A 23,532-nucleotide genomic window follows, 5' to 3' on the forward strand; every position below is an offset into this window, starting at 1 on the left:
TGGCGACCGCAACACCGCTACGCTTCTGCCTCGCTTTCGCTGAATTCGCGACTAGATCCAGCGGAATATCCCTGCTATCGCGCAGCGGGCGGGCGGTAGCCTCGCGGGCTTCTCGCACTTAGCGGTGGGCCATGGCATCGAAAAGCGCACGGGCGGAAACTCGGATTGGGCGAGCACATCCCCTCAAGGGTCCTGCTGGAAGCGCGCAGTAATATCCGGGATCCCATCCTCGCCGCCGGCGCCAGCGATGGGCTGGCTGGTAAGCCTCAATTGCTGAGCCAACCGCCTGGCTACAGGTCGACCGCGTTGGCCAGCACCGGCAGCTGCTTGCGAGCGGCCTGGACCTGACTGAGATCCAGATCGACTACCAGCAGCTCGGGTTCTGCACCGGCCCGGGCAATAATGCGTCCTAGCGGATCAACCACCACCGAATGCCCGACGCCCAAAGGCGCGGTACCGGTGATCTTGCGTCCAATGCTTTCAGGATCAGCCTGGTCCACTGCCACCACGAACGTCGTCGCGTCCAAGGCGCGGGCCTGCGCAAGGGTGGTCCACTGCTCGGCCTTGCCCTCGCCCTGGCCCCACGAAGCGCTGACGATATTGACCGCTGCACCAGCCTTCGCATGGCGGGTGAACAAGCGCGGGAACCGCAAGTCGTAGCAGGTGGCCAAACCGATCGTCGTTCCCTCATGCTCGAACTGCACCGGAGAAGTTCCGGGCGTCACCGAATCCGACTCGGCATAGCCGAAGGCATCGTAGAGGTGGATCTTGTCATAGTGGGTATCTACGCCTTCACCGGCGACCAGCAAGGTGTTGCGTACCCGGCCGCCTTCACCGGGGGTGAACATGCCCACGGCAATGGTGATGCCTATATCCCGCGCCTGCTGGCGGATCAGTGTAGCCCAGGGCCCATCCAGGGGTTGCGCGTACTTGGCGAGATCGTGGCCGAAGGAAACCTGCATGGCCTCGGGGAAGACCACCAGCGAGGCGCCTGCTTCCTTTGCCCGGCGCGCATGATCGCGCACTGTTACCAGATTGCGCTGCGGATCAGCGGTGCTCAGAACCTGCGCCAAAGCGATTCTCATGGGATAGTCCTTTCCTGCTGCCAGCTGCTGGCTATGCGCTACCTTCACGACTCTACGCAGTAGCGATCAGCGAAGCTACATCCGGGCCATCTGCACCTCTTCACGGCCCTTGGACACCGACATCACGTCCTTTTGGCGCTCACCGTCCACCTGGGCAGCCAAGGCATCCAGCTGCGACATTGATTCCAGGGATAAGCGGACATCCAGCGCCCCCAGATTATCCTCGAAGTGCGCGCTGAAGCGGGTCCCCGGAATCGGGGAGACGGCCACATTGAATGCGCGTGCTTTTTCATAAACCCACGCCAGTGACACCTGGGCGGTTGAAACACCTTCGCGCTGGGCCACCTCCGCGATGACTTGCCGCAATGGATGGTTGTGCTGCATGCGGGCCGCTTCGAAGCGCGGGAAGTTATGGCGGATGTCGTTGGCTTCAAGCTGCTGCAGGGAATCAACTTCTCCGGTGAAGTACCCGCGACCCAGCGACGCGTAGGTCACCAGGCCCACGCCGAGTTCACTGGCGGCTGGCAAGAGCCATCTTTCGATGTCCCGGCTGAAAATCGAGTACTCCATCTGGATCGCGGAAATTGGATGCACCTTGTGGGCTCGGCGCAGCTCCTCGGAAGTCACTTCGGACAAGCCGATGTGCCGGGCCTTCCCTGCTTCGACTAGCTCCTTGTAGGCTCCGACAGTCTCCTCGATTGGCACCCGGGAATCCACCCGGTGGTAGTAGTACAGGTCAACGTGGTCTACGCCCAGCCGCTGCAGGCTCGCATCCATGCATTTCTTGATGAAGTCCGGGTCGCCATTAGCGCGTGGGTCTCCCGGATTCTTCGGACGCACGATGCCCGCCTTGGTTGCCAGGGTGACTTCGCCGCGACGGGTTTTGAGCACCTGCGAGAGCAGGGTTTCGTTGTGCCCTTCGCCGTAGATGTTGGCGGTATCCAGGAACGTGACGCCGCGATCAAGAACATGGTTCAAGGTGCGCAGGGATTCGGCATCGTCGGCCGATCCGTAGGGCCCGCTCAGGGACATGCAACCAAAACCCTGCGAGGTGGCTTCCAACCCCTGGCCGAGGTCGATGCTGTTTGCGATCTGCTGTGCCATGGTGGTCCTTCGAGTAGTCAGTTTCTCTCTTCTTGAGCCTAGCGAAGCAGGATTCAGCGGTCATCATGTTCCGTGATTTATTGAGTTCCGTGAACTGCGGCCGAAACGACACACCGTAGCTAAAGTGGCAATGACCAGCATAAAGAGACTGTGTCTCACTTCTGCCCTTGAATCTCAGAGTAAAATTCTTGCCATGGGAAGCGTGGTTCGCGATCGAGTGCGCGAAAAGATGAAAGTCGAGTTGGCGGAACAGGTTTATGCCGTGTTCGCCGAACGCGGCATGGAGAACGTCACCGCCCAGCAGGCAGCCCAGGCAATCGGAATATCCCGTGCCACGTTCTTCCGGTACTTCTCGTCAAAAGAGGACGCGGTAGTTACTGCGTTGCGTTCCATGACCGCGCACTTCTCCGACATGGCCAGCTCCATGTCTTCGCATCCGGGCGAGAGCTTGTTGGAGCTTTTGCGCCGCAGCTTTGAATCGGCAGTAGTATTCGCTGAGCAGGATCCGGTGGCGATGCAGGGCCGCATTGAGCTGGTCAGGAGCACCCCTGCGCTCCGGGCCAGCTGGCAGGAATCCCGGCGAGAGCAGCAGGTAGCGCTGGCCCAGGCGCTGTCGCCGTTCTGCGCGAACCAGCGGCTGGCTGAAACCGCCGCGTTGCTGGGTCTGGCCCTTTACGACCATGCACTGACCCGTTGGGTTGGGACGGCGGGCAGTACACTTCGCGAGATCCTCGATGAAGCCTTCGACTTCGCGGCCATGATCGATGACAACTGGGCGGAGAAGCGCTAGCAACCGCTACAGGCTACGGCAAGCGAAGCACCTTGATCGCCTCGGCCAAGTACGGTTCCGGGCTGGGGTCAGCAGATTGCGCCCAGCTGATCCATGCTGCAAAAGTCACCGTGCCGAAGGCCAGCGCCAGGTAGGGCGCCGTCTGCGCGCTGACCCCGCCTTCCGAGAAATGCCGCAGCACCCGCTCGTTGTCCTTGCCCATCCGCATCGAGGCCTGGGCCAGGAGCTCGGGCTGGTCAGCGATAAGCCGCAGGCGTCCTCGCGTGACCTCCGGATCCGGCAGCGAATCGAAAGCTGCCACCGCAGCAGCGTGCATGGCACCCACCAGGTCGTGGCCCTCCTGCTTCGCCGAGGCGAAGGCGCCGTCTGAAATGGCCGAAGCTTCCAGCAGGCCGCCCCACACCAAATCCGCCTTGGAAGCGAAATAGCGGTAGAGGCTCTTGCGTCCGATTCCCGCTTCTTCGGCAATTTGCGCCATCGAGACTTCGCCATAGCCATGCTTGGCGAAGAGCGCCAGGCCGGTGCGGGCCACGGAGTCGGGATCAATGGACTGCGGGCGCCCAGGCAGGTGCGTGGCAACGGAATCTCGGGTGTCAGGCATATCCCAATTATGGCCCATTGAGTTAAGACACAGTGTGTCATAACATGAAACTACCAATTCATCGGCAACCAGAAGGAACGGTTATGGGCATGGAAAACGCATGGCAGGAAAAGGTCACCGCAGAACGTTTTGCCGGCAAGACAGTGGTGGTCACTGGCGCCGGTTCGGGCATCGGCAAGGCCACCGCGCTGCGCGTGGCCAAGGAAGGCGGCAAGGTGATCGCCGCGGACATCAGCCGCGAACGGCTCGATGAGCTTGTTGCCGAGAACCCGGATCTGGACGTTGCCGTTGTGGCCGGCGACATCACCGACCAAGCGGTAGTGGACCAGGTAGTGGCAGCTGGCGAGGGGCGGATCGATGCGCTGGCCAACGTCGCCGGCATTATGGACAAGTTCGAGCCGATCCACGAGATCGAGGACTCGACCTGGGAACGGGTCATGAATGTGAACGTCAATTCCGTTCTGAAGCTGACCCGTTCGGTGGTCCCGCTGATGCTCGAGGCCGGCCAGGGCAACGTGGTCAATGTGGCTTCGGAAGCTGGCCTGCGCGGCTCGGCCGCCGGCGTCGCATACACGGCCTCGAAGCACGCGGTCATCGGCATGACCAAGAACTCGGCTGTCATGTACGGCAAGAAGGGGCTGCGTTTCAACGCAGTGGCTCCGGGTGCGGTGCAGACCAATATCGAGGCTCCAATGGCCTCCGAATTTGCCCAGCAGGTAATCCCTCCGCTGATGGGCACCATTCCGGGCATGGCTACCGCAAGCCAGCTCGCCGCCTCGATCACCTTCCTGCTCAGCGAGGACAGCACCAACATCAACGGCGTGGTCCTGGCTTCAGATACCGGCTGGAGCGCCATCTAGCAAGGCCTGCCTGGAGACGAGTTTCCCTGCCAGCAGGTGGAACGGCCATCGGCCGGGGTGCACTGGAAAGCTCCAGTGCACCCCGGCCGATTAGCTCTCAAGGTCCCCGCAGTTTTCCGTGCGGCAACCGTCTGACTCAGCTGCGCGCTTCTGCGCGTTCCTCATCGGGGTAGCTTTTTTGCGTGGCCGCAGCTGCTTCGGCTTCGGTTGCCGGGCTCATATCGAACTTGAGCAGGGCCTCCGGGGTGGGGCCACCGCCGAACTTCGGTGAAGGCTGGCCGCCGTTGGCTACGCGTTCGGCCTCCATGGCTTCCCATTCCTCATCGCGTCCGAGCATGCGGGCCGAGTCCTCATTGGTGATTTCCCCGGCGAAGGCGCGCTTCATTGCCTCGCGGTCGAACTGCCCTTCCCATTTGGCGACCACGAAGGTGGCCACGCAGTTGCCCAGCAGGTTCACGGCAACGCGCATCGAATCCATGATGCGGTCCGCGCCCAGCAACAGGGCCACGCCGGCCACCGGGAAGATGCCCAGGGCGGCTGCCGTCGCCGATAGGGCCAAGAACGAGGATCCAGGGACGCCGGCCATGCCCTTGGAAGTCAGCAGCAGGATGCCCAGGGCGGCAAGCTGCTGGCCAAAGCTGAGATTGTGGCCGAACGCCTGGGCCAGGAACAGCAGCGAGATGGACAAGTAGATGGCCGCACCGTCGAGGTTGAAGGAATATCCGGTCGGGACCACCAAGCCGGTGGTGGCGCGGGAGCATCCGGCGTTGGTCAGCTTGGTCATGATGCGAGGCATCACCGACTCGGTTGATGCGGTGCCCAGGGCCAGCAGGAATTCCTCGCGGGTGTACTTGATGAATTGCCACAGCGGAACCCGCGCAAATCCCCAGGCGATCAGGAAGAGGATGCCGATGAACAGCAGGGCCGCGGCGTAGCAGGCGAGAATTAATTTCGCATAGGTGCCCAGTGTCTCGATGCCGTATTGGCCGATGATGAAGCCCATGGCGCCGAAGGCACCCACGGGTGCGACCCGCATGACCCAGCTCATGACCTTGAAGATCAGCTCCAGGACGTTCTCGAACACCGCGAGCAGTGGTGCGCAGCGTTCCTGGCCGACCACCACGATGGCTGCGCCGAAGAAGACCGAGAAGAACAACACCTGCAGCAAGTTATTATCCGCGAAGGCGCCGATGACGCTGACCGGGATGATTCCCAGGATGAAGTCGGCGGCCCCCTTGGCCTCTCCGGATTTCTCTTCGATGGCCCCGGCGTCGAGGGATGACGGGTCGATGTTCAACCCGGCGCCTGGCTGGAAGAGGTTGGCAATGATCAGGCCGAAGACCAGGGCGAAGAGTGTGGCGCAGGTGAAGTAGACCAATGCCTTGACGCCAACGCGTCCCACTGCCTTGACATCGCCCACCGCCGCAATGCCGGTGACAATCACCAGGAAGATCAGCGGGGCGATGATCATCTTGATCAGCATGATGAATCCGTCGCCCAGCGGGCGCAACTCGGATCCGACCTTCGGCAGGAAGTGGCCGATCAAGACGCCGGCGACGATTGCGACGCCAAGCTGGAAGAACAGGGAAGTGTAGAAAGGTTTCTTGGGGGTTGGCTCAGCGACCCGGAAGTCGTCTGCGGATTTGATTTTCATGGCTGCTCCTGAGGATGGACTCGCTCCGAGGTATGTGCCCGTGGCTTGGATGGTGTCAACTGTAAGGCACGTCACAATATTCCGCAATGAAAAAAGATAATTTCGTTATGCGGAATGGATTCCTTCTGGATTATGGAATTAATCCGTGTTTGATAGGCATTTATCTGGCTCCGAGTACCGCTGTGCCGATGGCGGCAGCGTTGGGCGTGTCACGCGCCATCGGGGGCTCGTGCTGTGCCGCGCGGGGCCGGCGAGGAATGAACCCGGGGGTACCGCTGTTCTTGATGCAGGGATCCCTCTTGATGCAGGGATCCCGGTTATTGCGCGTCGGGCAATCGGGCTGTGTCGTCCGGGCTGGCCGCCGTAAGCTGACCCTACCTGGATGTCGCGGATGGCTTACTGGGATCATGGACAAAGGTGGAACCCACCGATTACTTCCAGCAGGATTGAGAGCACTCACTTATGAGCATGGAAAGCGCCGCCTGGCATTCGCTATGGAAGCTGTCAGGAGACAAGGGCAAGGCCTACGCTCCAACCACGCCTAAGCGAGTGCTGAAGTTCGCAGCCAGCTACAAGTCCCGGCTGCTGGTCTTCGTCGTCTTCTCCATCTTCGCCGCAGTCCTGGCCGTGATCACCCCGGTGCTCGCTGGACGGGTGGTCGACGAAGTCGTCGCGCAATCCGGGGTGCGGACGATCATCAACTTGGCTCTGGTCATGGCGGGGATCGCGATCCTGGATGCGGTGGTGTCCGTAGTGGTCCGCTGGTTCTCCTCGCGCTTGGGCGAGGGCATCATCTATGACCTGCGCACCGCAGTCTTCGACCATGTGCAGAAGATGCCGGTGGCATTCTTCTCGCGCACCAGGACCGGTGCGCTGGTCAGCCGCTTGAACAACGATGTCATCGGCGCGCAATCCGCCTTCGCCGGAACCCTTTCCGGGCTGGTCTCCAATACCGTGGCGCTGGTGCTCACCGCTGCGGTCATGTTCACCACCTCGTGGCAGGTCACGCTGATCGCTCTGGTGCTGCTGCCGATTTTCCTCTTGCCCGCCCGCCATTTCGGCAGGTCCGTGGCCCTGCTGCGCCGTGAATCCGCGGACCTGAACGCGACCATGGGCAACCAGATGACCGAGCGCTTCTCCGCCCCCGGCGCCACCTTGATCAAGCTTTTCGGCCGTCCCAAGGACGAGTCCGAGCAGTTCGCGCTGCGTGCCGGCAAGGTGCGGGATATCGGCGTCAAGATGGCCATGCGCCAGTTCTACTTCGTCGCCGCACTGACCCTGGTTGCGGCCCTGGCACTCGCCCTGGTCTACGGTCTGGGCGGCATGTACGCGGTACGTGGCGATCTGGCCGCCGGCGACGTGGTGGTCCTGGGCATGCTGCTCACCCGCCTCTACACGCCGCTGACCGCACTGGCCAACGCGCGCGTGGAAATCACCAGCGCGCTGGTCAGCTTCGACCGGGTCTTCGAGGTGCTGGACTTGGAGCCGCTGATTGCCGATGCCCCGAACGCCCGCCGCCTCGAGGCCGGGGCGGTGCCGGTGAGATTCAACCACGTGAGCTTCTCCTACCCGAGCGCCGACAAGGTCTCGCTGGCTTCGCTGGAAGAAGTCGCCATCCTGGACACCCGCGGCGGCGAAGAGGTCCTGCACGATATCGACTTCGAGATCCCCGCGGGCCAAACCTACGCGCTGGTCGGCTCCTCGGGTGCGGGCAAGTCCACCATCGCCTCGCTGCTGGCGCGCCTGTACGACGTGGATTCGGGCAGTGTTGAACTGGCCGGCGAGGATATCCGCCAGCTTGAGCTCGATTCGCTGCGTTCGACGGTGTCCATGGTGACCCAGGACGGGCACCTCTTCCACGAGAGCATCCGCTCCAACCTGACGCTGGCCCGGCCCGAAGCGACCGAAGAGCAGATCTGGGAGGCGCTGGAGCGTGCCCGGCTGAAGCCGGTGATCGCTTCCTTGCCCGATGGCCTGGATACCGTGGTGGGCGAGCGGGGCTACCGGCTTTCCGGTGGCGAACGCCAGCGCATGACCATTGCCCGTCTGCTGCTGGCAGCACCCCAGGTAGTCATCCTGGATGAGGCGACGGCGGCCCTGGACTCGTCGAATGAAGCGGCGGTGCAAGCGGCGCTGGGCGAGGCGCTGGCAGACCGCACGGCGCTGATCATTGCCCACCGCCTGTCGACCATCCGCTCGGCGGACCAGATCCTGGTCGTGGAGGGCGGGCGCATCGTCGAGCGCGGAACCCACAGCGAGCTGCTGGCCTTTGGCGGACGCTATAGCGAGCTGCACGAAACCCAGTTCGCGCAGTAGCACGCCTGTTCGCCGGCTCCATAGGTGTTCCGGCACCAGCGCGAACTGAGATGCCCGCCTGGGCGGTCGATGCCATCGACTGCCCAGGCGGGCATCTTTGCTTGCGTGCCGGAATCGCCAAGCGCGGCTAGTCCGCCGCGGCCACCAGCTGGCGTCCCAGCTCGCGGGCCGCCTCCTGCAATACCGGCACCGCGCTGTCGATGAAGGCCTCGTCAACGCGGGTCACCGGCCCGGAAACCGAGATGGCCATCGGCGTTGGCGCGCCCGGTACTGGCACGGCGATGCAGCGAACCCCTAGTTCCTGCTCTTCCTCGTCGATGGCGTAGCCGCGTTCGCGGGTGGCCTCGACATCGGTGAACAGCTTGCCCAGGGTGGTGATGGTGTTCGCGGTCTTCGGGGGCATGCCCGCCTGCGAGACCAAACGCTGCACGCGCTCGTCATCCAGCACCGAGAGCACGGCCTTGCCGACCCCGGAATTGTGCAGCATGGCGCGGCGTCCGACTTCGGTGATCATGCGCATCGAGTGGGCTGACTGCACCTGGGCGATGTAGGTGACCATGTCTCCGTCGAGCACCGCGATATTCGCCGATTCGCCCAGCTTCGCGACCAGATCCTTCAGCGCAGGGGAGGCCAAGGCGCCCAGCTGGCGGTTGGCTACCTCGCCCAGCCGGATCAGCCGCGGGCCCAGTGAATAGCGGCGGTTGGGCAGCTGGCGCACGTAGCCCACTCCGACCAGGGTGCGCAGCAGGCGGTGGATGGTCGGCAATGGCAGGGGAGTATCGGCGGCAAGCTCGCTGAGCGCGGCTTCTCCGCCGGCACGGGCGATGACTTCCAGGAGCTCGAAAGCACGTTCGACGGACTGGACGCCGCCGGTGGTGGACTTGCTGGAAGTCTGCGTCATCTTTGCTCCTAATAAAGGCACTGGTTTCGGAAGAGGGCTACGCATTACTTCTACGATGCGAAATCCTAGTCCCAAGAATAGCGCAGAATCAGGCTTTTCTTCCACGATCCGATATTAACTCGGCAAAAAATCGTGCCGGGCGCCACAAAACACTCTTGCATTTTCATTTTGAGGATAATAGTATCCACTATACGGAAACTTTTACAGGAGGATCAGATGGCAGCACCAAGCCCGGGATATTCACTCACGCTTCGCGTCCAGACACCTGCGTCGATTACCGCTACCAGCGAGCTGGCCGGCGCGGTCGGTTCGGCCGGCGCGCACATCACCGCCCTGGATGTCACCGAGTCCAACCACACCCACATGGTGGTGGACGTTTCCTGCAACACCACCGACGTGGCCCACGGCGAGACCGTGCGCGCGGCGCTGGATAACCTCGATGGCGTAAGCGTGCGCAACGTCTCGGACCGCACCTTCCTGATGCACCTTGGCGGCAAGCTCTCGGTGACCCCCAAGGTCGCCCTGCGCAACCGCGATGACCTCTCCCGCGCCTACACCCCGGGTGTCGCCCGCGTCTGCATGGCCATCGCCGAGAACCCTGCCGATGCGCGCAACCTGACGGTCAAGCGCAACACCATCGCCGTGGTCACCGACGGCTCGGCCGTGCTGGGGCTGGGCAATATCGGCCCGGCCGCAGCCCTGCCGGTCATGGAAGGCAAGGCGGCGCTGTTCAAGCAGTTCGCCGATGTCGATGCCTGGCCGGTCTGCCTGGACACCCAGGACACCGAGGAGATCATCATGATCGTCAAGGCGCTGGCACCGGTCTACGGCGGGGTGAACCTCGAAGACATCGCCGCCCCGCGCTGCTTCGAAATCGAGGCCCGGCTGCGCGAAGAACTGGACATCCCGGTCTTCCACGACGACCAGCACGGCACCGCAATTGTCACCCTGGCCGCGCTGCTCAACGCGGTGAAGGTCGTGGACAAGAAGATCGAGGACCTGCGCATCGTGGTCTCCGGGGTCGGCGCGGCCGGCAACGCGATCATCCAGTTGCTCATGGCCCGCGGCGCGCAGAACATCATCGCCTGCGGACGCAATGGCGCGATCACCCGCAACGAAGCCTACGCCGATGCGCACCGCACCTGGCTGGCGGAAAACACCAATCCGCAGAACTTCACCGGCACCCTGAAGGAAGCCATCGCCGGCGCGGACGTCTTCATCGGCGTCTCGGCCCCGAACGTGCTGGACGAAGCCGATATCGCCGCCATGAACGAGCGCGCCATCGTCTTCGCCATGGCCAACCCGGATCCCGAGGTGGACCCGGAACTGGCCGGTCGCCACGCGGCGGTGGTCGCCACCGGGCGCAGCGACTTCCCCAACCAGATCAACAACGTCCTGGCATTCCCAGGTTTCTTCCGCGGGCTGCTGGATGCAGGCGTCACCGAGATCACCGACGCCATGCTCCTGGCCGCCGCGGACGCCATTGCCGCGCGGGTCAGCGAATCAGAGCTGAACCCCGGATTCATCATCCCGTCGGTATTCGACCCACAGGTCGCCTCCGATGTGGCCATGGCAGTGCAGGACGCAGCCGCCGCCAAGTAGGCGCTGCGCAGCAAGACCTTAGGGTGCATGTCAACGCACCCTTCATTGGAACAGAGCACAAGAAGTTAAGGAACAACCCATGAGTATTGAAATCACCAGCATCCCCGACGTCGCCGATGCCCAGCAGATCCTCTCGGGCGAAGCGCTGGCCTTCATCGAGAAGCTGCACCAGAAGTTCGCTGGCACCCGCGATCAGCTGCTGGCCGCACGCGGCGTGCGCCGCCAGCAGTTCTCCGATGCCAAGTCCATCGACTTCGATCCGCAGACCGAATCCGTGCGCACTGGCGACTGGAAGGTCGCCGAAGCCCCAGAGGCGCTGCGCGACCGCCGCGTGGAGATCACCGGCCCGGCCTCCCCGGCCAAGATGGCCATCAACGCGCTGAACTCCGGCGCCAAGGTCTGGCTGGCCGACCTGGAAGATGCTTCCACTCCGAGCTGGTTCAATGTCATCGATGCGATCTCCAATCTCTCGGCCGCCGCCCGGGGCACCTTGGCCTTCACCGATGCGAAAACCGGCAAGTCCTACGCACTGCGCACCGACGCCCCGCGCGCGGTCGTGGTGGTCCGCCCCCGCGGCTGGCACCTGCCGGAGAACAATGTGCTCATCGACGGCAAGCCGGCGGTCGGTGCACTGGTCGACTTCGGCCTGCACTTCTTCCACAATGCCAAGGTGCTCGCCGAATCGGGACAGGGCCCGTTCTACTACCTGCCGAAGATGGAGCACTACCTGGAATCGCGCCTGTGGAACGAGGTCTTCACCTTCGCCCAGGCCGAGCTGGGCATCGCCCACGGAACCGTGCGCGCCACCATGCTCATCGAGACCATCCCGGCCGCCTTCCAGATGGAGGAATTCCTCTACGAGCTGCGCGAGCACGCCTCTGGCCTGAACGCGGGCCGCTGGGACTACCTGTTCTCCATCATCAAGACCTTCCGCGAAGCCGGCGAAGCGTTCATCATGCCCGACCGCTCGGCCGTGTCGATGACCGCGCCGATGATGCGCGCCTACACCGAGCTGCTGGTCAAGACCTGCCACAAGCGCGGGGCTTTCGCCATGGGCGGCATGGCGGCGTTCATCCCGAACCGCCGCGAACCAGAAGTTACCGCCGCCGCCTTCGACAAGGTCCGCGAGGACAAGTCCCGTGAGGCCAACGACGGATTCGACGGCTCCTGGGTCGCCCACCCTGACCTGGTTGAGCTGTGCAAGGAGATTTTCGACGCGAAGCTCGGTGAGAAGCCGAACCAGATCGACCGCCAGCGCCCGGAGGTCGAGGTCACCGCGGCCCAGCTGCTGGACGTGGCCAGCGCTCCTGGCGATGTCACCGAGGCCGGCGTGCGCGCCAACCTCTACGTGGCCGTGAACTACGTGGCCGTGTGGCTCTCGGGCAACGGCGCGGTCGCCATCCACAACCTGATGGAAGACGCCGCCACCGCGGAGATCTCGCGCTCGCAGATCTGGCAGCAGATCCGCAACCAGGTGGTCGCCGCCGACACCGGCAACACCATCACCGCCGAACTGGTTGCTGGCATTCTCGCCGAAGAGGTTGAACGCCTGCGCGCGGAGGTCGACAATGAAGAGCACTTCAACGCCTACTACCAGCCGGCAGCGGAACTGATCTCGAAACTGACCAGCGGCAAGGACGAGGATTTCGCGGACTTCCTCACCACCCCAGCCTACGAACTCTTGGAAAAGGAATACGTGACCAAGCCATGAGCAACACCTTCGATGAGTCCACGCTTGCCAGCGTAGAAGCAAAGCTGGCCGCCACCGACCGGCTGCTGGAAACCTCCTACCCGGGGGATACCGGAGCCCGCCAGCCGATCCATACCGTGTACGTCCCCGGGGACAAGTACACCGTGGACCTCCCAGAACGTTGGGGCCACAACGCAGTAGCCACTGCCGGAGGACTGATTGGCCTATCCGCCTTGGCGGCCAAGCTCAAGCTGGCCGAACCAGAGCGCTTGGCGGAACTGGTTGGCGCGAAGCTGGCAAGCGAACCCATCGAAGATCTGCGCCTCGATTTCGAGGACGGCTACGGCAACCGCACGGATGCCGAGGAGGACGCCGCAGTGCTTGCCGCGGCCGACTCGGTATCCGCCGCGGTGGCCGCCGGCAAAGCCCCGGCCTGCATCGGCATCCGCTTCAAATGCTTCGAAGCACCCACCCGGGCCCGCGGGATCCGCACCCTGGACCTGTTCATCACCCGGCTTCTGGCCAACGGTCCGCTGCCCGAGGGCCTGCGCCTGACCCTGCCCAAGGTGACCACCGTGGCCCAGGTCGAGTCCATGGTCTACCTGGCCGAGAAGCTGGAAGAAGCCCACGGGCTGGAAGCCGGACGCATCCGCTTCGAAGTGCAGGTGGAAACCCCGCAGGTCATCCTGGCCGCCAACGGAACCCATCCGGTGGCCCAGCTGATCGCCGCGGGCAAGGGCCGGGTATCCTCGCTGCACTACGGAACCTACGACTACTCCGCGTCGCTGGGCGTGGCCGCCGGATACCAGTCCATGGAGCACCCGGTAGCGGACTTCGCCAAGGACGTCATGCAGGTGGCCGTAGCCGGCACCGGGGTGGAACTGTCCGACGGCTCCACCAACATCATCCCGGCCGGCGACCCGGAGAACATTGCGGCCGCCTGGGAACTGCACGCCCGCCTGGTCTCCCGCCACCTGTCCCGCGGCATCTACCAGGGCTGGGACATGCACGAGAATCAGCTGGTCACCCGTTACCTGGCCACCTTCGCCTTCTTCCGCGAAGGCCTGCAGGCAGCCGGAACCCGGTTGCGCAACTACGTCCACCAGATCAACTCGGCCATCATGGACGAGCCGGCCACCGCACGGGCCCTGGCCCGCTACATCCACCGCGGGGTGGCCTGCGGTGCGGTCAGCGCCGACGAGGTCACCGAACTAGCCCAGATCACCCTGCCCGAACTCGAGGCGATCGCCTTGAACCGCTCCCACGCCTAAGGACAACACCATGACTGTTCCAGCCATCCAGAACTCCTCGTCGTACTACTCGGACTTCGGCGGCCACCCGCCGCAGAGCGATCTGCTCACCGACCGGGCCATCGTCACCGAGGCCTATACCGTGATCCCCAAGGGCGTGCTGCGCGACATCGTCACCAGCGTCTTCCCCGAGTGGACCAACACCCGTGCCTGGGTGCTCAACCGCCCGGTCGCCGGCGGGGCCACCACCTTCTCCCAAGCCATCGTGGAAGTTGCCCCGGGCGGCGGCGCCACCAAGCCGGAGCCGCAGGCCCAGGTGCAGGGATTCATCTTCGTGCTCACCGGGCAGCTGACCCTTCTCATCGAGGGCACCGAACATGTGCTGGTGGACGGCGGCTTCGCCTACCTGCCAGCCGGCGCTACGTGGTCCGCCCGCAATGACGGCACCGAGACCACCAGCTTCCACTGGCTGCGCAAGCGCTACGAAGTGCTTGAAGGCGTCGCCGCACCGGCTCCCGTGGTGGGCAATGAGCGCGACATCGAACCTGGCCCGATGCCGGGCACCGATGGCAAGTGGCGCACCACCCGCATGCTCGATCCCAACGACGTGGCCTTCGACTTCGGCGTGAATATCGTGACCTTCGAACCGGGCGCATCCATCCCGTTCGCCGAAACCCACGTCATGGAGCATGGCCTGTACGTGCTTGAAGGCAAGGGCGTGTACCGGATGAATGGCGACTGGGTCGAGGTCGAAGCCGGGGACTACATGTCACTGCGCGCCTTCTGCCCGCAGGCTTGCTACGCCGGCGGCCCGGAGAACTTCCGGTACCTGCTCTACAAGGACCAGAACCGCCAGATCGCGTTGTAAGCGTTCATTTCCAGAGACTGCCGGGGCTGCACCCCGCGCTGACCCGCCGGCCATCGGCGCACCGTGTCCATTTCATGTTCCAGTGATGTTTCTTTTGCTCGGACATGGTGGGCTGACGGCAGGGTCGCGCGGGATGCGGCCTTCGGTTTTGGCGACCCGGGGCTGTTTCGTGAAGATCCAAGGATCACTTGGAACCGCTCATCGAAACCATCGGCAATACCGGGCGTCATCCCGGCAATCGCGGGGAGCACGGAATCGTCCAACGTTGGACGGGTTGGAATTGGGACTCATCACTGGAGTCGCGGGCAGTACTTGAGTTATTTCCGAAGGCTTGGCCTGTTTGGGACGTGCCCCTATGCACCGGGCGCGAACTGGATGCGAACGCAGCTCGATGTTGCAGGTCGAGACGGGGCAGCGGATGCCCTCGTTGCCAACTCGCAGGCATCAGTGCCGCAGCAGCTAGAACTCTTCAGCGTCAACCTTGGCCGGAGCATCTGCTGCATCGCTGCTCAAAATCAACCGCCGTTCCAAACGGGTGAGATTTCCCGGCGAAGGATCAAGTCGTGCTGGTTCCAAGGCGGCCGCTAATGCCGCGCCAACCGCTTCCTCGTCCAAGTTCATTCCCACGGCGACCAGCGCGTCATTGGCCGGATCGCTGTGGGCCGTTGCTTTCGCGAAATGGATCTGCCGGCCCACCATATTGACCAGGAAACGCTGCGTGCCGCGATCGGTGCGCAGTTTTACATGCCCCTTGAGCCGGTAGGCCGCAACCGGCGGGTGCTCCAGCAGGTCCAAAATGGCACCCGGATCCGCGACCTCGGGGCAGCGCACCGTCACGGCGTTGGCGTGCGGAGCATGCTCGTGGTCGTGTTGCGGGCGGGAGGCAGCCGCCAACGGCAACTCGTCGATCGGGTCTTCGTTCAGGGCAATGTCGAAGACCAGCTCGGGGTCTATGGCGGCGTGCGACGCCGGGATGATGGCAACGTGCGGGTTGATTTCGCGGATCCGTCCGCTGATCCTGGCCAGGACCGCGTCGCGGTGTTCCGGGGCAATGCGGTCCAGCTTGTTGACCACCGCCATGCTGGTGGCGCTGAAGCGGGCCGGGGCCATCGCCGCGGTATCCACGGTGTGCTCATGCTCCACCGCGTCGATCACGTCGATGATGCCGCCGAAGCGTACCCCGTGGGCCTTGCCGAAACGCAGCAGCCGATCCACGTTCAGCGGGTCGGCCGCGCCGCTGGCCTCCACGATGATGGCATCCAGGCGCAGCTTCGGCTGGCCCAGCTTCTCCAGCAGCTCGTCCAGGCCGCTGCTATCGGACAGGCAGCAAACGCAGCCGCCGGCAATGGATTCGGCCGCATCGATCTGGCCGGTGATCAGCCCGGTATCCACGTTGACCTTGCCGATGTCGTTGATGATGACCCCGACGCGGGTACCCGGGCGGGTCAGCAAGCGGTTGAGCAGGCTGGTCTTGCCTGCACCCAGATATCCGGTGAGCACGATGACAGGGATCAATGCCGGCTCCTTTTCACTTCGACAAGCGGGCCGAATCCATTCTCCTTGCTGGGCCAACCGTTGCCGCGTGCTGACACGCCTGCCAGAAGATGGTTACCAGGAAGGCAATACCGGAATCGGGCCATCGGCCTCGATATGCCGGGCCTGGCCGCGGGCCAGCCATTCGATCAAGCCTTCGCGGTCCGAGCGCACCTTCAGCGCGCCATCGCCGATGACCCATTCGTCGCCCTCTTCGGTCACCAGCGTCATGCCCGGAGCGTTCTTCACGCGCATAGTCCGCACGGCGGCCTCGACGGCGTTCTCCTGGGAATCCGGATCGGCTTCCTCGATGGTCCACGCGGTATCCAGATCATGGTGGTGGATGACCACCTCTGAGATGCGCAGGGCCACGATGGAGGTCGCCGGAATGATCTTGCCGTGAAGGTCCACCTCTTCCACGGCCAGTTCGCCGCTGAGCCGTTCGCACTGCTCGGCGAAGTATGCGGCGGCGTCCTGGAACTTCTTGACCAGTTCCTCGCGCGGCAGGGCCGCCAGCTCGTCGATCTCCGCGTCGCGGGCCTCGCGCGAGGCGTAGAGCTCCTGCGGTTCTCCGCTGGTGGCCCAGTCGATGAGCTTGACCAGGCTCCGGCCGTTGGAGGCCAAGTGCGCAATGACCTGCGCCCGGCTCCAGCCTTCGCACAGCGAGGCGGCGGCCATTTCTTCGGTGGACAGGGTTTCGATCGTGGCCGACATCATCGCGGTTTCGCGGTTGAGTCGTGACAGGTCCGAGTGCAAACGAGCAGTATTGATCATGAAGTCACCCTACCAACGCGGGCGCTCCAGCAGTACGGGTTACGCCATAGATATCGAAAGCGACTCGATTCATATCCGCGCCGTGCGGGCCCTGACGGTGCCTGGCTGCGACGGCAGGAAGCTGTCCAGCAGAACACGTGCCAGGCATGCTTCTTCAGGAACCAGCAGCCACGTAGCCTAGGGGGAGAAGCAAACGACCAGGAAAGCAGTCCGATGGCGAAGAAAAAGAAGAAGCAGAAGCCCAAGCAGGGGCATCCGGCACGCCTGCAAGAGGGCGTCGTCTCCCTGGACCGGGTGAAGGTGGGGCGCGGCCTGGACGCGCTCACGCCGCAGTTCGTACGCTGGTTCTCCGAGAACCGCGATGACCCAGAACTGGCCCTGATGGTCCTTGCCGCAGTGCGCGAAACCCTGGGCATCTACGCCGAAGTCGTCGGCCTGGACAAGGTTACCGATTTTGATCCGCCCAAACTGCTGGCAGTGCTCAGCTCGATGATTGAATTCGAAGAGGCCGAGAATCCCGATGCCGCCGATAATGGGCTGGGAACCATGATCTATATGGCCTGGGCGGATTACGTCGAGTTCTTGCGCGATGCCGGTCTGTGGGAGCGCGAGGCCGAAAGCCTGGAGTGGTTCCGGAAGTCGCTGGAAGCCCAGGATCCATTCGCCGGTGATGACGGCATCGATGAAAACGATGAAATTGACGAGATCATGGCATCTGACGAGGCCTCTCAAGCGGCCCTGGCTGAAATCGCCGCCATGCGGATCAGCAAGCTGGGCCGTGCCTTCTTGGCTTGGACCCTCACCGAGGGCAAGAATCTGTGGGCCAGCTTGCCGGCGTCTGAATTCTTGGAAACGGCCGCAATAGCGCTCGCCGACCAGCTGCCTCCGGAAGTCCACGAATCGCGCAGGGGCCTGATGGTTGCGGTCGTGCTCTCGGCACTGGAATCGGTCAGCGCCATCAAGCTGCCCGAACAGGGCAAGCCGGAGCGCGGCGTGACGTACGAAGACATCATGCAGCATGAAGACGCCGACTCCTTCGAGCCGAACTTCTACTTCATCCAGGCCTGCCTGGACTCGTTGCTGGAAAAGCCGGAAGGCGGCGATGACGCCAGCCTTGAAGCCTGGGGGCTGGCAGCGTTCTGGATCGTCGAGGGGATCGAAGGCAACCCGCATCGCGTGGCTGACCCGCGAGATGATCAATGGTCGCCAAAGGTATGGGAAACCGCGCATGTGCGCATGCATGAACTGCGCGTACTTGGCCTTATCGAAGATGGCGAAGCGTACTCGGTGCCCACTATCGTCCGCCTGGCGATTACCGACGTTGAACAGGACCTGCTCGATGAGGATGAATTCGACGACACTGATCTCGACGCGATGTTCGGGCCGGACGATGACGAGCCGAAACGCCTGAAGCGCGAAACACCGTATACCGGCAAGGTGCTGCAGCTGAAGCTGACCCTCAAGGACGCCAAGCCGCCGATCTGGCGTCGCGTGCTGGTGCCCATGGACCTGAACCTTGGCGACCTGCACGACATCATCCAAGCGAGCTTCGACTGGTACGACGGGCACCTGCACAGCTTCTACGAGGGTGGCTTCGGCGGCACTTCATATGGTCCAGAGATTGACGACATGGACTACCAGAAGAACGAAGCGGAAACCCTGGTTTCCTCGTTGCTGCAGAAGGAAAAAGACCGCCTGGATTACCTGTACGACTTCGGGGACAACTGGGAAGTGCGCATCGACGTCGAGAAGATCCTGGATGCCGATGGCGGCCAGCTGCCGCGATGCACCGGCGGCCGGCGCATGGCTCCGATGGAGGACAGCGGCGGGATCGGTGGCTGGGAAGCCAAGCTGGATATTCTCGATGATCCGACGGACCCGGAGTACGAGGAAGTGCAAGACTGGCTTTCGAACTTCGGTTACGAAGAGGAATACGAGATCGATCCGGCGTATTTCAACAAGGACGAAGTCAATGCCCACCTGGAGTTCGAGTTCTAGGCGGCTGATTCAAGCCAGTGAAAATGCCCGTGGGTTGCCAAACTTTCAAACTTGGCAACCCACGGGCATTTTTGGTTTTCGGCTGGTTGGCCCTCTGGCCTAGTCGTCGTCTAGCGCGGCTCCATGCGGCGTCGCTCCGCCTTCATCGGTCCAGTCCTGGCCAACTTCATCATTCAAAGCAGGGTCGGAAATGGTATCGGGCTCTTCGGCCTCTGCCTTGTGCAGTCGGGCTTCAGGGTTGTTCTCGCTCATAAATCCATCCCTCTCGTTGCTTGGAATGCCAACCTAGCAAGAACCGCTGGGCATCAGAAGCTGCAGAACCCGCTTTTCAGGAACCCCTAAGGTAAACGTCAGCGCGCTTGGCTCGGGGCCACAGTCGATGCACGGATAACGAGCTTGGGAGTGAAAACGAATTGCTCGCGGACCGCTTGATCGCCCGCTTCTGCTTCGCGCAGCAAGACGTCGACAGCGGTTCGCCCGATTTCTTCTGCTGGCTGGCGCACGGTGGTAATCGGGATGACGGCCGACTCGGCGAAGTCGATATTGTCGTATCCCACCAGAGCAATATCCTCGGGAACACTGAGTTCGCCGGACATCACCAGGGCCTGCAGTATGCCCAACGCGAGCAGGTCGTTGGCCGCAAAGATCCCGTCGGGGCGCTGTGCAGGATCCATGGCAAGAATACGCTCTCCGGCTGCCCGTCCTTCCAGCACAGTCAGGTTCTTGGTAGGCATGTGCTCCAGCACGGCATCCGGGGCTTGGGCCAATACCGATTGGGCTCCCGTTAATCGGTGCTGGACCTGTTCGATGCTCTGCGGTCCGCCGACGAAGGTGATCCGCTTTCTGCCAATGTCCAGCAGGTGCCGTACGGCAATTCTTCCGCCTTCCACATCGTCCACGGAGACCGATGAAAAGCTGCGGTCGCCACTTCCGCGGTCCACCAGCACCACTGGCGTGCCCGCTTCGCGGATCCGCCAGAGCCGGCTCAAGTCGCTGTGCAAGGGGGAGATGAGTACTCCGGCGACGCGTTGCTCTTCGAAGAGATCCAGCAGTTGCTGTTCGGTGCTCAGGGAATTGTCGCTGGCTCCCATCAGCACGGTGTAGCCGTTGTCCAAGGCACGATGCTGGGCGCCCTGGGTGACGTCCATGAAGAACGGGTTGCGTGCATCGAGGACGACGAGCCCGAAGCTCCGGCTGCGGCCGGCACGCAGTTGCCTGGCCGCATCGTTGCGGACAAAGCCGAGCTTCTCGATGGCTGCGGTGACCTTGGAAACGGTGTGTTCGGAAACAACCTGGGGCCGGTTGAGCACGTTGGAGACGGTGCCTACAGAAACGCCCGCCTCGGCGGCAACTTCCTTGACGCTGACGGCCACAGAGCTTTCCTGTTCTTCGGTGAGTTGTTCTTCTGCGAGTATAACTGGCGCACGGATGGGAACTGGAATCCCAACAGCTTTTTGAAAGGATTCAAAAGAATGCGGCATTCGATCGACCGACCGCTTGCAATTCAAGTGTGACCTGCTCTACACTCGAATTTCGAAGCGATTGAAACGATTCATTTTTGTGCAAAGCGAATCGGATCGCACAGTTTTGCCCACCCAGTTCCAGCGCTCCGGAAGAGTAGTACGATGCGAGTTTGCTTTCAATTGCAGGTCAATCCCGACCTGATCGACGAGTATGTGTCGCGCCACCGGGAAGTGTGGCCGCAGATGCTCCAAGCCATCGAAGAAGCCGGGCGTCGCAACTACTCACTCTTTCTGCGCGAGGACGGGTTGCTGATCGGCTATTACGAAACCGATGACGACAGCGCTGCCCAGGCCGCCTTGGACTCCGACCCGCGCACCGCAGCGTGGGAAGCGGAAATGAGCCGATTCTTCCTCAGCCTGGGCGGCCGGCCAGATCAGCAAGCGCCGCGTCTGCGCGAGGTCTTCAATCTCGAAAACCAGCTGGCCGCACTTGCCGCATCCCAGCAGTAGTAGCCCGCAGAATTACTAGAAATGGAGAGTTCCATGAGCTCGAAGCTGAGCCCTGAGCACCTGCAAATCCTTGACCGCCTTGCCATCGAAGTCCCTTCCTGGGCCTATGGAAATTCGGGCACCCGCTTCAAGGTCTATTCGACCCCCGGGACCCCGCGCGATCCCTTCGAAAAAATCGCCGATGCGGCTGAAGTCAACCGATTGACCGGACTGGCTCCCTCGGTGGCCCTGCACATTCCGTGGGACAAGGTCGAGGACTTCACCGTGCTGCGCGAGCATGCAGAAGGCCTGGGCGTCAGCCTCGGAACCATCAATTCGAATACCTTCCAGGATGACGATTACAAGTTCGGCGCCTTGACCCATGAGGATCCGAAGATCCGCCGCAAGGCAATCGACCACCACCTCGAATGCATCGACGTAATGGATGCCACCGGAAGCCAGGACCTGAAAATCTGGCTGGCAGAGGGCTCGAACTATCCAGGCCAAGCGGATATGCGCGGGCGCCAGGACCGGCTAGGCGATTCGCTGGCCGAAATATATGCGCGGCTTTCCGGAGACCAGCGCCTGGTGCTGGAGTACAAGTTCTTCGAACCGTCCTTCTACCACACCGACGTGCCCGACTGGGGAACGTCCTATGCCCAGGTTGCGGCCTTGGGGGATCGGGCCATGGTTTGCCTGGACACCGGGCACCATGCGCCAGGCACCAATATCGAGTTCATCGTGATGCAGCTGCTGCGGCTTGGCAAGCTCGGATCCTTCGACTTCAATTCCCGCTTCTACGCGGATGACGACTTGATCGTTGGCTCGGCAGACCCGTATCAGCTGTTCCGCATCATGGGCGAGGTGATCCGCGGTGGCGGACTGGACCAGGACACGCCTGTGGCCTTCATGCTCGATCAGTGCCACAACGTGGAGAACAAGATCCTGGGCCAGATCAGAAGCGTCCAGAACGTGCAGGAAATGACGGCCCGGGCGTTGCTGATCGACCGCGTAGCGCTAACTGAAGCACAGATTTCCGGTGATGTCCTGGCCGCCAACGAGATCTTCATGGATGCCTTCTACACCGACGTGCGGGCCGACCTGGAAGCATGGCGCGCAACGCGCGGCCTGCCAGCCGATCCGATGCAGGCCTTCCGCACCTCCGATTACCAGAGCCGAATCGAAGCATCGCGCGCTGGTGGCGTGCAAGCAGGATGGGGAGCCTGATCATGAACACCGCAGCAAAGAAGCGCGGCATCTCCGGGTGGAAAGCCACCATTGCCGTAGCCATGAGCAATTACATAGAAGCCGGAGCCATCATTGCGCTGGCCACCAGCCTCAGCCTGTGGCAGGGCGCGTTCGGATTCGACGACGCGCTGGTCGGTGTCATCGCTGCCGTGTCGGCCAACGCGTTCGGCGCGGCCCTGGGTGCACTGATCGGCGGACCGCTCTGCGACCGTCTGGGCCGCAAGTTCATCTATACCTACGACCTGATCGTGTTCATGGTCGGCGCCCTGATGATCACCTTCTCCTCCGGTACGAGCCTGCTGATCATCGGCGTGGTCCTCATGGGCATTGCCGTGGGCGCAGGCGTTCCAGCCTCCTGGACCTACATTGCCGAGGAGGCTCCGCAGGAATCGCGTGCTGCGCACGTGGGCACCGCTCAGCTGGCGTGGTCGATTGGCCCAGCCATCGGTTTCGCGCTGGCGATCCTGGTTGAGCCTTGGGGCGTGAACGGCTCCCGGGCAATCTTCTTCCATCTTTTCCTGATCGCCGCTGTCACTTGGTGGGTCCGCCGCGGATTGCCCGAGTCCAGGAGGTGGAAGGAGCAACGTGCCGCGGAAACGGCTGCTGGCGTGAAAGCCTCGTTCTTCTCCGGCATGCGCGGGCTGCTGGCCGACCGCCGCAACTGGAGCGCGCTCTTCTTCCTGCTCGGCGTCTATGGGCTATGGAATACCGTGGCAGGGCAGGCTGGCATTTTCCAGCCTCGCGTCTATGCTGCCGCTGGCGTTGAATCCGCTACCCAGCAGAACCTGCTCCAGGTGCTGGTCTGGGTGCTGACCGCCGCCGCAACCTATTTCGGATTCATGAAATACGGAGACCAGGTCTCGCGGCGTTGGCTCTACTTCGGTGGCGCCCTGCTGGGTGTTGCGGCCTGGACCGTGCTGATCTTCGCTCCTCCAGGTGCCTTCTCCCTGCTGTTCTACGCAGTGGCCTGGGGCATCTCGGCGGGTATCGGCGCGCAGGCTTTCTACGGGCTATGGACCGCGGAGCTCTTCGCCACGCGCTACCGCGCCAGTGCACAGGGCGTGCTGTTCATGCTTGCCCGGGTGCTTGTCGGCCTGCTCTCGTTGGTGTTCCCGGTACTGCTCACCAACCTGGGCTTGGAAAAGCTTGGCCTCCTGATCATCGGCCTGCTGGTCGTCGCGTTGCTGATCGGCACCATTTGGGCGCCGGAAACGCGAGGCAAGTCGCTGGAAGAGATCGAACTGGAGCGCTATGGATATGAAACCAGGGCCACCAAAGTCGACGCCTGAGAACCACTGCCCCCATG

20 protein-coding genes are annotated in these 23,532 nt (G+C 62.9%); 11 read left to right on the forward strand and 9 right to left on the reverse strand.

Annotation, left to right across the window (positions count from 1 at the left end; translation table 11 throughout):
- Window positions 1-290: 290 nt before the first annotated feature.
- Window positions 291-1,085, reverse strand: a complete 795-nt coding sequence (locus tag AC1Z36_RS03155; protein WP_105656517.1) for a carbon-nitrogen hydrolase family protein — start codon at window positions 1,083-1,085, stop codon at window positions 291-293.
- 75 nt (window positions 1,086-1,160) lie between these two features.
- Window positions 1,161-2,189, reverse strand: coding sequence for an aldo/keto reductase (locus tag AC1Z36_RS03160; RefSeq protein ID WP_105656516.1), 1,029 nt, complete (start codon window positions 2,187-2,189; stop codon window positions 1,161-1,163).
- A gap of 193 nt (window positions 2,190-2,382) precedes the next feature.
- On the opposite strand from AC1Z36_RS03160, the gene AC1Z36_RS03165 reads away from it, so the two are divergent.
- Window positions 2,383-2,979, forward strand: coding sequence for a TetR family transcriptional regulator (locus tag AC1Z36_RS03165; RefSeq protein ID WP_181148784.1), 597 nt, complete (start codon window positions 2,383-2,385; stop codon window positions 2,977-2,979).
- 13 nt (window positions 2,980-2,992) lie between these two features.
- Here the strand turns inward: AC1Z36_RS03165 and AC1Z36_RS03170 are convergent, their stop codons facing one another.
- Entirely contained in the window at window positions 2,993-3,580 is a 588-nt protein-coding gene (locus tag AC1Z36_RS03170) for a TetR family transcriptional regulator (protein WP_483561655.1), read from the reverse strand.
- 83 nt (window positions 3,581-3,663) lie between these two features.
- On the opposite strand from AC1Z36_RS03170, the gene AC1Z36_RS03175 reads away from it, so the two are divergent.
- A complete protein-coding gene (locus AC1Z36_RS03175; protein ID WP_483561656.1) occupies window positions 3,664-4,440 on the forward strand; it encodes an SDR family NAD(P)-dependent oxidoreductase in 777 nt (258 codons plus the stop codon).
- Window positions 4,441-4,576: 136 nt separating this feature from the next.
- On the opposite strand, the gene AC1Z36_RS03180 is transcribed toward AC1Z36_RS03175, so the two are convergent.
- Window positions 4,577-6,094: a cation:dicarboxylate symporter family transporter gene (locus tag AC1Z36_RS03180; protein ID WP_402735434.1), complete on the reverse strand. Its 1,518-nt coding sequence runs from the start codon at window positions 6,092-6,094 to the stop codon at window positions 4,577-4,579.
- Window positions 6,095-6,556: 462 nt separating this feature from the next.
- Between AC1Z36_RS03180 and AC1Z36_RS03185 the strand changes: the two genes are divergently transcribed.
- Window positions 6,557-8,410: an ABC transporter ATP-binding protein gene (locus tag AC1Z36_RS03185; protein WP_105656511.1), complete on the forward strand. Its 1,854-nt coding sequence runs from the start codon at window positions 6,557-6,559 to the stop codon at window positions 8,408-8,410.
- 127 nt (window positions 8,411-8,537) lie between these two features.
- On the opposite strand, the gene AC1Z36_RS03190 is transcribed toward AC1Z36_RS03185, so the two are convergent.
- On the reverse strand, window positions 8,538-9,311 hold the full coding sequence (locus AC1Z36_RS03190; protein WP_105656510.1) for an IclR family transcriptional regulator: 774 nt from the start codon (window positions 9,309-9,311) through the stop codon (window positions 8,538-8,540).
- Window positions 9,312-9,527: 216 nt separating this feature from the next.
- Between AC1Z36_RS03190 and AC1Z36_RS03195 the strand changes: the two genes are divergently transcribed.
- The 4 genes from AC1Z36_RS03195 to AC1Z36_RS03210 all read left to right on the forward strand — a co-directional run bounded on the left by AC1Z36_RS03195 (window position 9,528) and on the right by AC1Z36_RS03210 (window position 14,721).
- Entirely contained in the window at window positions 9,528-10,913 is a 1,386-nt protein-coding gene (locus tag AC1Z36_RS03195) for an NAD-dependent malic enzyme (RefSeq protein WP_332486400.1), read from the forward strand.
- A 79-nt stretch (window positions 10,914-10,992) separates the two neighbouring features.
- Entirely contained in the window at window positions 10,993-12,624 is a 1,632-nt protein-coding gene (aceB, locus tag AC1Z36_RS03200) for a malate synthase A (RefSeq protein WP_483561658.1), read from the forward strand.
- Window positions 12,621-13,874 (forward strand): DUF6986 family protein, encoded by a 1,254-nt coding sequence (locus tag AC1Z36_RS03205; RefSeq protein WP_483561659.1) that lies wholly within the window; start codon window positions 12,621-12,623, stop codon window positions 13,872-13,874. Before aceB ends, AC1Z36_RS03205 begins: the two co-directional genes overlap by 4 nt.
- Before the next feature lie 10 nt (window positions 13,875-13,884).
- Window positions 13,885-14,721, forward strand: coding sequence for a bifunctional allantoicase/(S)-ureidoglycine aminohydrolase (locus AC1Z36_RS03210; protein WP_105656506.1), 837 nt, complete (start codon window positions 13,885-13,887; stop codon window positions 14,719-14,721).
- 459 nt (window positions 14,722-15,180) lie between these two features.
- Here the strand turns inward: AC1Z36_RS03210 and AC1Z36_RS03215 are convergent, their stop codons facing one another.
- Complete coding sequence (locus AC1Z36_RS03215; RefSeq protein WP_483561660.1) at window positions 15,181-16,236, reverse strand: CobW family GTP-binding protein; 1,056 nt, start codon at window positions 16,234-16,236, stop codon at window positions 15,181-15,183.
- A 93-nt stretch (window positions 16,237-16,329) separates the two neighbouring features.
- On the reverse strand, window positions 16,330-17,028 hold the full coding sequence (locus AC1Z36_RS03220) for a maleylpyruvate isomerase family mycothiol-dependent enzyme (protein WP_105656504.1): 699 nt from the start codon (window positions 17,026-17,028) through the stop codon (window positions 16,330-16,332).
- A 213-nt stretch (window positions 17,029-17,241) separates the two neighbouring features.
- Here AC1Z36_RS03220 and AC1Z36_RS03225 point away from each other — a divergent pair, with 213 nt between their 5' ends.
- Window positions 17,242-19,026, forward strand: a complete 1,785-nt coding sequence (locus AC1Z36_RS03225; RefSeq protein ID WP_105656503.1) for a plasmid pRiA4b ORF-3 family protein — start codon at window positions 17,242-17,244, stop codon at window positions 19,024-19,026.
- Window positions 19,027-19,125: 99 nt separating this feature from the next.
- Here the strand turns inward: AC1Z36_RS03225 and AC1Z36_RS03230 are convergent, their stop codons facing one another.
- Together AC1Z36_RS03230 and AC1Z36_RS03235 are read right to left on the reverse strand one after the other, a co-directional pair.
- Entirely contained in the window at window positions 19,126-19,278 is a 153-nt protein-coding gene (locus AC1Z36_RS03230) for a hypothetical protein (RefSeq protein WP_166650735.1), read from the reverse strand.
- 98 nt (window positions 19,279-19,376) lie between these two features.
- Window positions 19,377-20,399: a LacI family DNA-binding transcriptional regulator gene (locus AC1Z36_RS03235; protein WP_208294242.1), complete on the reverse strand. Its 1,023-nt coding sequence runs from the start codon at window positions 20,397-20,399 to the stop codon at window positions 19,377-19,379.
- Between the two features lie 252 nt (window positions 20,400-20,651).
- Between AC1Z36_RS03235 and AC1Z36_RS03240 the strand changes: the two genes are divergently transcribed.
- The 3 genes from AC1Z36_RS03240 to AC1Z36_RS03250 are packed head-to-tail and all read left to right on the forward strand — an operon-like array spanning window position 20,652 to window position 23,515.
- The gene (locus tag AC1Z36_RS03240) at window positions 20,652-20,999 is read left to right on the forward strand and encodes an L-rhamnose mutarotase (RefSeq protein ID WP_105656501.1); all 348 of its coding nucleotides are present in this window, start codon (window positions 20,652-20,654) and stop codon (window positions 20,997-20,999) included.
- 33 nt (window positions 21,000-21,032) lie between these two features.
- Entirely contained in the window at window positions 21,033-22,205 is a 1,173-nt protein-coding gene (gene rhaI / locus AC1Z36_RS03245; protein ID WP_483561661.1) for an L-rhamnose isomerase, read from the forward strand.
- 2 nt (window positions 22,206-22,207) lie between these two features.
- Window positions 22,208-23,515 (forward strand): MFS transporter, encoded by a 1,308-nt coding sequence (locus tag AC1Z36_RS03250; RefSeq protein ID WP_208294243.1) that lies wholly within the window; start codon window positions 22,208-22,210, stop codon window positions 23,513-23,515.
- Window positions 23,516-23,532 lie beyond the last annotated feature (17 nt).

It is taken from the genome of Glutamicibacter sp. BS14, assembly GCF_056934375.1.

Bases quoted from the DNA above. Each gene is read 5' to 3' on its own strand.
- AC1Z36_RS03205 (WP_483561659.1), top strand. From the start codon at position 12,621: ATGAGCAACACCTTCGATGAGTCCACGCTTGCCAGCGTAGAAGCAAAG.
- AC1Z36_RS03170 (WP_483561655.1), bottom strand. From the start codon at position 3,580: ATGCCTGACACCCGAGATTCCGTTGCCACGCACCTGCCTGGGCGCCCG.
- AC1Z36_RS03210 (WP_105656506.1), top strand. From the start codon at position 13,885: ATGACTGTTCCAGCCATCCAGAACTCCTCGTCGTACTACTCGGACTTC.
- AC1Z36_RS03250 (WP_208294243.1), top strand. From the start codon at position 22,208: ATGAACACCGCAGCAAAGAAGCGCGGCATCTCCGGGTGGAAAGCCACC.
- AC1Z36_RS03190 (WP_105656510.1), bottom strand. From the start codon at position 9,311: ATGACGCAGACTTCCAGCAAGTCCACCACCGGCGGCGTCCAGTCCGTC.
- AC1Z36_RS03230 (WP_166650735.1), bottom strand. From the start codon at position 19,278: ATGAGCGAGAACAACCCTGAAGCCCGACTGCACAAGGCAGAGGCCGAA.
- AC1Z36_RS03240 (WP_105656501.1), top strand. From the start codon at position 20,652: ATGCGAGTTTGCTTTCAATTGCAGGTCAATCCCGACCTGATCGACGAG.
- AC1Z36_RS03160 (WP_105656516.1), bottom strand. From the start codon at position 2,189: ATGGCACAGCAGATCGCAAACAGCATCGACCTCGGCCAGGGGTTGGAA.
- AC1Z36_RS03225 (WP_105656503.1), top strand. From the start codon at position 17,242: ATGGCGAAGAAAAAGAAGAAGCAGAAGCCCAAGCAGGGGCATCCGGCA.
- rhaI (WP_483561661.1), top strand. From the start codon at position 21,033: ATGAGCTCGAAGCTGAGCCCTGAGCACCTGCAAATCCTTGACCGCCTT.
- AC1Z36_RS03175 (WP_483561656.1), top strand. From the start codon at position 3,664: ATGGGCATGGAAAACGCATGGCAGGAAAAGGTCACCGCAGAACGTTTT.
- AC1Z36_RS03155 (WP_105656517.1), bottom strand. From the start codon at position 1,085: ATGAGAATCGCTTTGGCGCAGGTTCTGAGCACCGCTGATCCGCAGCGC.
- AC1Z36_RS03185 (WP_105656511.1), top strand. From the start codon at position 6,557: ATGAGCATGGAAAGCGCCGCCTGGCATTCGCTATGGAAGCTGTCAGGA.
- AC1Z36_RS03165 (WP_181148784.1), top strand. From the start codon at position 2,383: ATGGGAAGCGTGGTTCGCGATCGAGTGCGCGAAAAGATGAAAGTCGAG.
- AC1Z36_RS03180 (WP_402735434.1), bottom strand. From the start codon at position 6,094: ATGAAAATCAAATCCGCAGACGACTTCCGGGTCGCTGAGCCAACCCCC.
- AC1Z36_RS03220 (WP_105656504.1), bottom strand. From the start codon at position 17,028: ATGATCAATACTGCTCGTTTGCACTCGGACCTGTCACGACTCAACCGC.
- aceB (WP_483561658.1), top strand. From the start codon at position 10,993: ATGAGTATTGAAATCACCAGCATCCCCGACGTCGCCGATGCCCAGCAG.
- AC1Z36_RS03195 (WP_332486400.1), top strand. From the start codon at position 9,528: ATGGCAGCACCAAGCCCGGGATATTCACTCACGCTTCGCGTCCAGACA.